This window comes from Vibrio hepatarius, assembly GCF_018860525.1.
Classification (GTDB): Bacteria; Pseudomonadota; Gammaproteobacteria; order Enterobacterales; family Vibrionaceae; genus Vibrio; species Vibrio hepatarius_B.
In genome coordinates, this window is sequence record NZ_JAHKPM010000018.1 from 1 (window position 1) to 13256 (window position 13256).

The following is a 13256-nucleotide window of genomic DNA, read 5'->3' on the forward strand; positions in this document are numbered from 1 at the left end:
CTTTTCTGAGGCAGTGAAAGAGTTTGACTCGGGCGATGTATTGATGCGTATTGGCGATGAAGAGTATGGGCTTGCCTCGTTGAAAGACTTTAAAGCAATGGGTGTAGACGATAAGCAGTGGCAAGCGAGTTACACCACGCCTTCAGATACAGACACCAAGGTGACGTTCAAGATAGAGAATGACAGCTACCTGAGTAAGAACAATGTTCCGGGCAAAGGTGCAGAGTTAACCTTGGACATTAAAGGGACAAAACCGCAAGTGAGTTCAGTGGAGCTACCGGACTCGGCCACAGTAAGAGAGACCATTAACGTTAGCGTGACGTTCACTGAGGAGGTGACTAAGCCGTTGGGGTCAACCTTGGGTGATGCAGCCGTGACTTGGTCTGAGGATGATGAGCTGCGTGAAGTATGGACAGGCGAAGTGACGGTGCCTAGTACAGACGTATCCACATTAACACTGAATTTGTCAATTAAGGGCTATCAAGATAAGTATGCCAATGTTGGTGTTGAAAATACAAATAACAGCGTGTCCCTCAATCACGTACTGTCCATCAATTCGATTGGCAATGTGGGTCAAAACAGTCCTAAGACCATAGCTATTGGTGGTCAATGGGCACACTTGCAGGGGCAATTAACACTGACGGTGTCGTCTAAAAACTATGAAAATGTGCCGCTTTCCGGAAATGGCACTTGGCGTCAAGCGGTGTCGATTGAGGGCCTACCCCAAGGTAGTATCACGGTGACGGTGAGTGGTAACAATGCCAAAGGTGAAGTTGTTAAGGGAGCAGTGCAAACCTTCATATTTGACGATGCTGCGCCAGTGATAGATGACGAGTCGTTAACTGTCTCGCGCGATGACGAGAACGGTACGGTGACATTGGGTTTTGACATCCAAGATGAGGCGAGTGGCTTAAGTCAAGTAACCTATCAGTTCAATGGTAAAGAGATAACCAAAGACAGCGCAGATAAAACCCAGTTACCGCTAGCGGCCGACGATTTGGCAGGAAAGGATGAGCTGAAGATACGCATCACGGCGTTCGATAGTCTGGGTCAAAAAACTGAAGTTGCTAAGACCATCAATATAGCTCAACCCAAGGTGAGTTTGTCTTTACAAGGGGCTGTAGATTTAACGGAAGGCGGGTTGCCATTGACTCAATTGCCTCAGTCAATAACGCTGACGGCGCCAAGTGCTGAAGGCAGTGTGGTGCAGGCTGCGGGTTATCGTCTGGCTTTGGTTCCATCGGATGAGAGCGGTAATACCGTCACTTTATCTGAATTGAAGTTGCCAAGTGGATCGACTGACAGCACAGCCGAGTTTAACTTGGCAGCGAGCCAAATCCCGCAAGGAGAGTTCACATTATGCCTTGTAGTAACAGATTCTCTAGGTCGTGAGATAGAGCAGTTCACCTACTCAGATGAGACATACGGTGCAAGAGGTATTCCTGTGTTAGTTGATTTTGTAGACCCTGAAGTCTCCGATGTCGATTGGAAGACTTCTCAAGCATCAGCGGGCGAGGCGGTTGAATTTACCGTGACCTTCAGTGAGCCGGTGAATCAGCCGGCGGGGTCAACCTTGGGTGATGAAGCGGTGATTTGGTCTGAGGGTGATGAGCTGCATCAAGAATGGACAGGTCAAGTGACGGTACCAGTGGATGTAGACACGAGTCTTGAGTCATTAACCTTATCCGTCAAAGGCTATGCAGACCGTGTGGGGAACAGTGGTAATGCAAATCGTGAATATTCACTGCCTTTAAATGCACCCGTTGAGATCCCAGATAACTCAGGTGCAGAAGGTAGCTTGGAGACGCCGCAAGAAGACAGTGAGCGTTCTGAACTCGATCCAGGCTCATCAGAGAGTGAAATAGAAGAGACACGCTTAGCCGCTTAATCTCTAAGATTTGAGAATATGCATTAAAATAGTGACATTAACTCAATTATTTGAACTAAAACGCCAATTTTTATTGGCGTTTTTTTTATTTTTGAGACAAATGATGAACGAAATGAATATAAAAACGTGCTGTTTACTTGTTCACATGATTAATTATCGTGTAGGAGAGCGAAATATACCTGTCAAAGTGAAGTTTGGTACATAAATTTCGTCACGTTGCATTGTCTGGCTCAGTTTGTATAGTAGCGCTACACCCACGGGTGTTATCCTGCGCAGGTGGTAATGACTATCTGTTTTTTAGTATCTGAAAATGTAGTTGATACTTTAGACGCGATATATCATCGCGTCTTTTTTTATTTAGAACACGGTATATTGTTCAATTTTAAATGATGAATGTGTTAACTTGATTAGGTTGCAAATATCTCAATTATACGTAGAATGGCTAGTGCCAAATCGTAATTAACCCCTTTGGGGTAACTTGTTACCGCAATCAAAAACATTAATGGTTGTGGAGAACTAAAATGCAATTAATTTGCAAATTTGTTCCGGGAAATTCACTTTCTAGGGACGTGTTAGACTTTATTTTGTCACCAGATGAATGCATCGGGCAGCTTTCGCGTACGCGCAATCTTCAAGACGTGGTGAGGCAGCTTCCCAAACCTTTGGCTGAAAGTATTCCTCAGTCGGCGAAGAAAGACATCCACCGACTACTTACCACCCTTAAACAGCGCCTCGTTCGTGCTGATTGGGTCGCCGTGTCATCATTCGCTCGTCGCACTCCGTTGTCAGACACCCAGCTTCAGGCCTATCCAGCGCTAAAAGCACGTATTGATACGCTAGCGGCGCAGCCAGAAAAGAAAGTGGTGAAAGCCAACTATGCCATGGTCACTGACGATGTACCTTTGGCACGTAACCTCACCTTTACTCCAGTTGAACCCGCGCCAGATAAAAAAATCGTCGTCGAGTTTGCCGGCCAATGGCCAGGTAATGCAGCGTATTTAACGTTATCGAGCACCGAAGAGCAAAAAGAAAAGTTAGCCAAACCTCGTAAAGACATGAATAAACACCACCGCAGTGTGTCGGTGTTTAAAAGCTTAAAACAAGAGCCAAGAAACCTTTACCTCACTATTCCTCTTATCGGATCAACCACACCACTTAAATTATTGCTGGCTGAAAAGATAGCGCCAGTGGATGAAAACCATGAAATGGAAGAGTGGGAGACACTTCTAGTGCCGGTGCGTCCTCTTGCCTATTTAGATGAAAACCAAAATAAAGACAAAGCGACAGAATTGTGTGGCGGTTTTATTTATGTGTTTTGGAAAGGCAAACTGTGGCGAGAAATGGCCATTACTGAGAAAGGTTACTACCAAGATATTGATGTTGAATATTATCGCAATCTATACCAGCAAGAGCAAAGCCAGCCGCAGCCGAAAATCATTGAACGAGTTGCAGAAGGGGCGGTAATGCCTCAATTTTGGGTTCCATATAAAGTGGCAGGAGAAGTGCAGCAAGGTGAGACTGGGCTCAAGATCATGTTTTCACCAAAACAGAAGCGATTCAATCAGATAGAGTCATTAGAATCGGACCCAGCCTTATTAGACAAAAGCAGTACCCCCTTGGATGAACTTAGCCATTACAGCGAGCAACAAGCGTTTGCAGCGCAAGAGTTTACCTCAGATGTGGCCAGTGCCAAGGTGCACCAGACCAGTGAAGACGATATGCCATGGCTGACCGACCAACAAGTGGTGCTGCGCAGTTACGACCAGAGTAATACGGTGATCGCCTATGTGGATGGCAAGAATAATGGTTTTGTGCTGCGTCTCGATGTTGATGAAGAAGAAGGGGCCAGCGATCTTCAGCAGCACAAGGGGTTAACCGCAGTGATGGAAGATGCCGATAGTGACTGGGTGGCGATTGAACCTTTTACTACCCGTGTAAAAGACGGGTTTATTTCTGCGCGTATCACAGGTATTCCACCCAAAGGCACCTTTTCGCTTACCTTTATGCATCCCGAGGGGCAAGACAGCGCGGTGAAAATCTTTGCAGGGTTAAGTTACCAAGAGGTATTGGGGGAAAAAACGCAAGCCCAACCCGCTGAGCCTCACCAGCCAACACAGTTAGATGAAACTGCTGCGCAGCAGCGCCAAGCAGAATCGGAACTGCTTGATGCCATGAACAATTTAATTTTTGGATAATACAATGATAAAAGCAAAATACGTTGCCATAGCGCTAGGCCTTGCCGCTGTAGCGGGTGTGATTTATTGGTCAACCCAACCTCCAGTAGAACCATCAGCGTTTCAAAAACAACTCGATAGGCATGTGCGAGGGAGAGAGTTTACTTCATGGGGAGCCAAGCGCCCTAAAGATCAAATTTATTGGTCCATTGCCGTTGATATACCAGAACCAGAACCTATAGAGCAATGGGATACAGCACAGACCCAGCCGCAATTAATGTTTGTTTATAGCAGTGATGCTACAGCCTACACTATGAATTTTGATGGTACTGAGGTGCGCCAGTTATTTGATCGCTACGATCTTGACAATAAGCTTGCCAAAGATGGCACACTGACCCGCTCTCCAAATGGTCGTTATCTGTCTTTCAAATATTTTGGCCCAGCGAGTGACGATTGCGCTGTCTATGATCTTAAAGATAAAAAATTGGTCGCTACCTATGATAACTGCTACGGCCGCCAATTTAGTTTAGATAGCCAATATCTTTATTTTATGGGTAATCGAGGTGTGCCGAGCCAGTTAACGTTAGCAACGGGCGAGTCAGTGGAATTAACCCCTGGTGTATTAAAGCTAGATGGTGAGAAATATATGCGCCGAAATACCAGCTCAATTGGGGTAAATGAAGCGTTAGATAGGCTCACTTGGACCATCAAACGTATGAATTTTGATGGTTTGGGGGCTAAGGTACTTGGCCGTGACCAGCTTGTTTATCGCCTATCGGATATGACCTTGCTCGGCAAACAGGACTTTTGGACTCCATTATGCGCTCAAGGCTATGGGCGCAGTCCAGATTATCGCTATTTTGTTTGTATAGAAAATCGCCGCAATTATATTTACGCCTTTGAACAGCCCAAAGTCTTGATTGAAGAAGCACCAGAAGCGGATGTAGTCAAACTAGGCCAATGGTATGTCGACTTAGAAGGCAAATATGTACGTCGGTTGCGTTTAACTAATGAACCGGGAAAATATGAATCGGTTAAGTATTATTATAGAGTTTATCATCAAGACGGGAAATCAACAAAATTGCGGGGCCTTAGAGCCTATATCCCGCTGACTATGGCTAAGCAGCTGGATGAGCTTGATTTGGCAAAAGTAATGCCGCACATTCTAACCGAAGAAGAATATCAAGCCACCTATCAGCGCCTACTGGCTGCGCGCAAAAAAGAGCGGGGACAGTAATTATGGCCAAAAGAGATGAATCCCCCTTATATTTAATGGGCCGTTTATATGGCGCCAATGGGGCAGCCAAAAGCGGTTACTTTCCACTGCCATTTGAAACTTTAGCCCTGCCCAGTTTAGAAGGTAAAACCTCAAGCCATGCTGAGGCAAGCTGCCAATACCCAATTGTTACCAGTAATAAACATGGCCGTTTAACTCTGCTCAGTGAAGATAAACAAGGCATACTAACCGCGGCAAGCACTTCATTAACCAATAGTATCGCCAAAGAGACTGAAAACGGTCCTGCGATTGAAAAGGTGTTCTTTTTTCCTAGCTACCTGTTGCCGCTTTCACAAATGGCCCATGCGAGTGATAACAACCCGCACGGTAAAGACTGGATGGCCGATTTATACCAAAGCTTGAAAGCGGCCGCGCAAAGGCCTGATGCAAGCCTTGATGAATTTAAGATCCAAAGCGTCTCGGTGGAGGGAGAGTGCCTAGCCCCAGTGACTGAGCCACTATTGCTTGAGCAAACTTACTTTGCCGATTATCACAATTGGTATCAATCTAATCAGCACAAACAAATTTGCGTGCTGGAAGTGCCGCAATTTTATACCATCCAAGTGGTGTTTTCATCGATGGACTTTGCCGGCGCTAAGGTAACCTTAAGTGACTTACCGCCTTCATTGGCAGGGCTTGTGGTCGGAAATGAAGCCAATTCCTCATTGAATGAGCCAGTCTCGCTTGCTAAAACAGAGAGCATTAAATATTTTGATCAAAATCGCAAGGAAGAGCGAAACAGTTATACGGTTGCTACCTTTTGGATTGAATCTGTGGATGCGCTCGCTCTGCATACTTTGCAAAAATACGCACGGATTGATATTGATTTAACGGCAGTAGAGGATGTTGAAAATCTGGCACAAAGAGGGATTCCGCTAGAATACAGCCTTAAAGAAAACGTATTTCAATTGCCAATCCATACCACGACGGGGCGTACGAGTGTGGTGTGCGGTGACCCTATTAGTGTTGAGGAAGCCTTAATTAATCATGCGCCGCATTTTTACCCTAAGGTCATGCAAACCTTGCAGCAACATCCTTTTGCCAGCCCCGAGCAGCTTAGCGCTCAGTCGCCCAAAGGCAGCGCCGAGTTACCCGAGCAAGCATGGCAATTACTGCAAACGCAAAAAGGCTGGTTAGAGGCCTCTATGGGAGCAATGGAAAACGGACTAACGTGGAAAACTCTGGCGCAAGTGGTGGGCGCGGCGACATCTGGCCTAACGAGTGAGAAAAAACAAGAACCGGGTGGCCCATTGGATATTGCAGAGAAGGCAACCGGTGTTACCGCAGCATCGATTGACTTTATTGAAAAAATGAATCAGGTTTCAGAGACACTAGGGGCGGTCGAAGAGGCATTAAATCGACCCTTGTTGGGCCGCGCTCCGACTCAAACCCGCGCTATGTTTGATTTGGCAGACGTTTTTCCTTCTCTTAATACATCGCGTTTTAGTAGCGCCAGTATTAAGCCTTATATACAAAAAGTGGGTAAGGCGGGCAGCTTTCTGCTCGATAAACCCCTAACGGCGGTGACGGCATTTTATACCTTGTCGCAGCATGGCGCGTCTAAAGGCAAACAGAGCAAATCGAATAATCTACTGCTGGATAAAATCACCCAATACTCGCTGGCGACCTCCTCGCTGCAGCGTGCGCAATTAGCATCTGCAGCCGAGCAGCAATCAAGGGGAATATACCAAGAAGTGATTCAAGCGCTTAAAGCGCAGCTCAATCAGTTAAGCGTTCAAGACGGGATCCACACCACACAGGAAGGTGAATTAGGCAGCACGAAAGTATGGCTTGATGCGACCCGTTTCGAATTTAATTCTGCCGCTATTCAAGCTTTGGGCGAGGGAGAAAACCCCTATACCGTCATCGGTGAAAAACTAAAGGAGATTTCTACATCGCCTTTTCAGATTGTCATTACTGGCCACACTTGTGATATTGGCAACGATGAAGTCAATATGCGTTTATCCGAGCAGCGCGCAATCACAGTCAAAAACGCGATTTTGGATGCCATTTCTAGTAATCCTGCGGATCCTAATCGTCAAGTTTGGCAAGCCATGTTTGTGGTTGAGGCAAAAGGCTTCACCCAGCCATTGCCCGGCAACCATAACGGCAATGAAAAAGAACGGGCGAAAAACCGCCGAGTCGAAATCTTATTTCATTTTGCTACTATGCCTGATTATCCGGTCAGTCGCAGCGGGCTTTATGATGTAGAAAAAGCCGCCAAAGCTAAAATCCTCACTGATATTGGTCATAACGAACAATTTATCTCATCTCTCAGTGCAGGCGTGGATCTGATCATTTTAGGCGCTGGTGCGCTCTTTCCTCCTGCGGGGGCTATTGCTGGCGCAGCAAAAGCCAGCTTAGAGCTGACTAAACAAGCGATAGAAACCGTCGAGAGTTTCAATAGTAACTACAAAGTGAAGAAAGAGCTTGAGAACATCCGTTACCAAGACCTGATGATGCTTAATACCTTCTTGGCCGACGTAGATGATAACAGCATTTTTAAAGTTCACCTTCGTGCGTATATGAAAAGGCAGTTAGCCCTTAATGGCTTGATTCGTTTAATCAAGTCAAGTGAGCTGTTTGATACGAATTCCAAGCATAGAAGAAGGACGGGGCAAACTCTAAAGCACTTTTCCGAGCTTAATGTATTTGGCTATATTGAAGAGTTTATTCTCAGCGATGATTGGGACATGGATATCTCATTCCAGGGTATCGAGCACCTTGATGAAGTATGGATGGAGAATAATGGATATACTCGCAGCTACGCTAAATTAGAACAGGGTACGCTTGCCATGGGTTATTCCGCTGGCCAAGCCGTGTATCGCAGTTACTTTAGCAATGAGCTATCTGATGAGGCTCAGCAGAAGGCGACTAAGTTTAGCCGATACTATCCCGTCCATTACCGCGCAAGTGAAAGCGAAGCGACTTTCGAAAGTTTGAAAAGCGCTAAGCCACCTAAGGGGCTAAAAAAAGACGTATTTAAAACCATCGAGGTGTTTGTTCGCCGTTCATATAAAATTGGCGACAATACCACCGCATATGATAATTGGGTACCGTTTGAAAAATATTATCAAGAGAATGGTCACCAAATCACGCCTTATGACAACATTCGCATCGTCGCTATCTTGGATGAAAGTCAACTGGGTAAAGTCGATGAAGAGGGTATACCAAGTGTGCCAGTGAGTTTAAATGCTATCTCTCATCGAACCAACCGAAACTGGGAACTTTTCAACACGGTGGCGTCTGGTCACTTGGAATATAGTTGTACGCTTGATCTAGCGTATTTTTCTGCGGCAGAGCAAGCGCAGTTAAAAGATGTCTTTGTTGATAACAAAGCTCACGGTGTGATTATTGAGCCAAGTTACTTCTTCGGTATTCAACGTATCATGGGTGTTCGACCTGTCACCGATTATGATGATTCAGCGATGAAGAGCCTGTTTGACTCATCCTCCAAACTTTCGAGTTCAGGTGCGGCCAAATACCTATCTTACCTGTTTGAAATTATGGTAGCGGGGTGCGACGATACTGAGCAAGAGATTGAACTCATCACCAACAGTGGAGGCGAAAAGAAACTACCACGTTTTACTATGACGTTAAACCCGACTCGGGAATACCGCCTAACCAAGGATTTTATCCACTTTTCTCCGCTTGAAAAAGCAGATGGTAAGTTTTATGAAAAAAGCTTTTTGGCATTTTCGGATGATGAAAAACCCGCGCAATACCCCGAAGTTTTCAAAGATGCACAGGCGAGCTTTTATCTAAATCAAGAAGGCATTACTCCTGAGCCGCAAGGTAATAAAGAAGATAACCGTGATCCTTTGGCTGAACACTTGGGTAAATTACGAGGAAAAATAAGCCAATTTGATTGGAATACTGACACAATAGCGACAATTTTAATTCGTTCAAAAGACGTTGCCCAAAAAGGGTTGGAGGACATGAAATATGACCCAAATATCATCCCTCTTTATATGTCTTTCGACCGAGTTGATGAATCTGAAAATCGGCCTATGGGCGAGTTTTCTGAGGTATTTAGGCTTGGAACCATCGAAGAAGCATCCGGTGTTTTCAAATTTTCTTTAGAAACGTATCTAACCTCGGGTAACAGAGCAAAAGCCATACCTAAAGCTGTTATTGAACTTGCTCAATCTATTCGAGATCTAGACGTTGAGTCACTGAAGTATTTGACTGTTGATAAAGAGAAAACCGTCCTTTTTGCCAATGTGGCTGAATTAGAATACATCAATTTCTTTGGTCATAAGGTCAAGGGCTTAAGACCAATGATTAAGCCCATAGGCACAGAAGCGTTTTATGAGTCTAAGCGCACTGGAGTGTCTTTTAAGACAATTTTGAGTGCTCCATTAGGCTCTGAGCTTAAGAATGTCAAAACCAACACCATCAAGTTAATCGATAGTGGTATTAGGGAAACGGCGATACCTAAGCGGTGGTACTCTTTGGTAGATGAAGAGAAGGAAGTGGAAATAGCGCTGAAACTTAATAAACTTGACAGCGATCGTGAGTTGGCTGAACTTCAAGACAAGATCCCGTTCAAACCCCATCAAAACCTTCAGCAGTGGATGGAATGCAGTGGCAGCGGATTTGGTGTACTTATAGATAAAAGAAAGGACATGTTAGCCGATTGGGTAGGTGATTGGCCAGATACGAATTAACTCTACTTGGTCGCATGTAGCACAATGGCTCAAACAGGGTTTTGAGCCATTTTTGTTTGTTATTACTTTGGTGGAAAAACCAGTAGCTGATCTTTGCTGCTGTAGCCAGTGTCAGTTATTGGTCAACCCAAGCCCTCTTTCAGTTAAACTGATTTTAGGTTTATTGACCTTTTATACTGCGCGTAGAAACATATCGCTAACGTCACAAGCTCATCAAGCACATGGATTAAAAATATTAACCTTATGAATCATATAATTAATATATTTAAGCCGATTTACATTCTATTTGCCCACTTTATAACCGAAAAAAACGCTTTATATCAGTAAATCAATTAACTTGGCAAAGTATGAAAGGGTATGGATTTGCAAGGATAATTCCTTAATAAAACGGGGTTCTTCTGAAACGATATTGTGCCACTCAAATATTAGGATTATGTTGAAAAAAACATCAGTTTAATGATGACATCCTAATAACATACAGAGGTAATTATGGTTAATGTATCGAACCACTCCGGTGTGAACTCTTCTGCTTTATCGACTCCTTCAAGTCACTCATCGTCTTCTGAAGACAAGACGCTGCAAGTAAAACATGTCCATCAATCTGGTGATTTACAAGGCAGCCCAGCCGTCCCCACGATGGAAAAAGTCGATCCTGCCATTCGCTCGCAACAAGATAAGGCCACCGCCCAACTCGCTCAGAAGCAGTCTATGGAAGCACGAGCCTTACTAAGGCAGCCGAATGTTATCGCCAAAAAGCAGTTAACCGAAGCATCGAAATCAATACAGGCGTTAATCAACAATTTAAGTGATGAAGGAAAAGCGCACTTTTTTGCCAGAGCGATGCGCGGAGTGTTAAAAGAAGTCGGAACAGAAAAGGGCTTAGCTGGAATCGACAGGCTAGCACATCATAGTGGTCAATCTACAGCTGATGATCATAACCTTGTAATTTCTTTATGCGGAGATTTGGGTGCATTGATATCGGATAACTTGGGACCTGAAAGCGATCCAGCACCAGCAGCGAAAGAGATTATTGATAAGACCAATCAACAATTTCCTATGATGCAATCTGCGCTTGAAAAAAGTAAACAAATAGCAGGTTCGCAGAAAATTGGGCCCTCTAAAAAGCAAGAACGTGAAGGAGTGAAAGACGGACAACCCAGAGTTGGCATTCACAATACGGGTAAAGCGACAGACTTAAAGGCAGGTAAGTCAGGCCTTGGTTTTGGCCACCGAGATCACCTTTCTCCCGTCTATCCCATGAAAGCAATGATCAATAAAAACCGAGTCGATGCGACTCAGGAGCCGCTTGTTGGTCATATATCGGGTTCGCTGAATGAAATTGTCACCACCATGCTGGTACTTAATGGTGGGAATATGTCTCAAGATATAGCCCGAACTGAAGATCAAATGGCGCGGATAGCCCTTGCGAATGGATTTTTAATTGGTAATGGCCTCCACTCGGCGGTGGAAACGTTAGAAGCCAGTTTGAATTTAAGCAGCAGCGATGTGTTTAAACAAGGTCAGGAGAGAAATGAAGACTTTTTCCTAGAAATTCGTAAAGGATTCAGTCAGGCAAAAGACATGGCGGTCATTGCTCACGCTGGTGCAGCAACAAACTTAATTAGCGAAAGTATAAGGCATTATACCGCCGCGCCAGTTTCTCAAATCTAGTTTTAAGTTATGGAGAGAAGAATCTCTCTATACCTTCTACTTGTTACTCATTAATCAGCTTAGATAGGACTACATATGACCTTAACCGCTCAATCTATTGCTCCCAGCACAGGCGCTTCCATTACTAATGCTTCTAACAGTCCGCACAATCCACCTTTAGAGGTGCGCTCGGTTAGTCATTCCAAATCCCATGGCTTAACGACCGACGATGGCAAGAAAATAATATTGGAAGGTCTTGAATCAAAGTTTGGTTCTCCTGTTAATGGCAAAATAGCGATTAAAGTGACCGAAAAGCATTCAAAGGAACCACTTGAGCCAGGAAGAGCGACACTAAAAGATGGAGCATTAAGCCTTGGTAATCCGCGTTTTAGACAGCCCGACGGTCAGCGGACTAAAACTCAGGAGATCCTGCGGACTGGTAAAGGTTTGGCGACTCTCATTAGAAATTCTGATAACGAGCTCGGGCAGTTGGATAAGGGCGCAAAATTTCGAATGATCAATGATCCGGCTCGGCGTGTGTTTGAAAGTTACTATGCCAAATTTGCTATTGAGGACATGTTTAGCAATAAAAATGGTCTGATGGCCGAGCGTTTATTAAAACATTCACAAGATCAGGCAAGCTACATCAAAACGCTTCTACCCAAAGCCTTGTTAGAGGTTTTCGAGCAAGCCTTTAGCGGCAACTATGACAATATCATCAAAGGTGGGAAAGAGGTCTTTGTTGGTGCAAGGCAACTTGCTGGTTTTAATCAACGCGTAGACAAAATGATAAGTGAGTTGGACGTTCCTCAAGAAAGGCGCTCTCAAATCAAAGAGATATATCAAAACCGTTACTTAGATTACACATTAAAAAATGATCCAAATGTGTCAAAGCATCTAGTCCAAGATCATTGGGATGGTATGTTTGACTCTGTAAAAGCGCCCGGAAAAGGTAGAATTGAACTCAGTGTCAAAGAAGGCAACTTATTCCGTGTTCAAGACAGCCATGCGATGGGTATTTTGCGAAGCCATGACGCTTCTCCGAGTGATCTTAGGGCTCAATATGATATTGAATATAAGAAAGACTATGACGGATTACTTGGTGCAGGTGAGAACACCCGTTGTCCTGACCGATTAGAAATTCAGGACCCAGAACATAAAGATGCGCAGCAGGCCGATTCTTTTATGAGCGCGTTATTTCGCTCTGGCACTGGCACCTATGTCAATGGTCCATCTGGCTCAATCATGATTCAGCATGGGGCCGCCAGAGCGTGTAAAGAGGTTCACAAAGCGCGCTCTTCTGATGATATCAGCCGTTATATTGAGTTGCAGGGGTTAATTTTCATACTCTTTGACGGCGGACATTCAATGGATGAAATTCGATACCCGCTGAACACAGACACGGCTCAGCAGCGTATGAAGAAAGATTTTGATGATAGGCCAGGTTTTGACGCTATAGGAGAACGCTTTTTTACCAACCAAACTATTTTAGACAAATCGACACATGCTACAGCGGCGTTTTCAGAAGCGCTTGTCAACAAAGATGGTGTTCATAACCAGCTATTGCCTGCAAAGTAGTTGAGTAGGTAAATGAAGTT

6 protein-coding genes are annotated in these 13256 nt (G+C 44.6%); all 6 read left to right on the plus strand.

The annotated features are described in order from the left end of the window. The coding region (locus KO511_RS05345) for a hypothetical protein (RefSeq protein WP_215986446.1) at positions 1-1888 on the plus strand (1888 nt) is incomplete at its 5' end. Between the two features lie 521 nt (positions 1889-2409). After that, positions 2410-4083: a hypothetical protein gene (locus KO511_RS05350; protein WP_215986447.1), complete on the plus strand. Its 1674-nt coding sequence runs from the start codon at positions 2410-2412 to the stop codon at positions 4081-4083. A 4-nt stretch (positions 4084-4087) separates the two neighbouring features. After that, entirely contained in the window at positions 4088-5299 is a 1212-nt protein-coding gene (locus KO511_RS05355; protein WP_215986448.1) for a hypothetical protein, read from the plus strand. A gap of 2 nt (positions 5300-5301) precedes the next feature. Next, positions 5302-10008, plus strand: a complete 4707-nt coding sequence (locus tag KO511_RS05360) for an OmpA family protein (protein ID WP_215986449.1) — start codon at positions 5302-5304, stop codon at positions 10006-10008. 489 nt (positions 10009-10497) lie between these two features. After that, a complete protein-coding gene (locus tag KO511_RS05365; protein WP_215986450.1) occupies positions 10498-11679 on the plus strand; it encodes a hypothetical protein in 1182 nt (393 codons plus the stop codon). 75 nt (positions 11680-11754) lie between these two features. Beyond that, on the plus strand, positions 11755-13236 hold the full coding sequence (locus tag KO511_RS05370) for a hypothetical protein (protein ID WP_215986451.1): 1482 nt from the start codon (positions 11755-11757) through the stop codon (positions 13234-13236). Positions 13237-13256 lie beyond the last annotated feature (20 nt).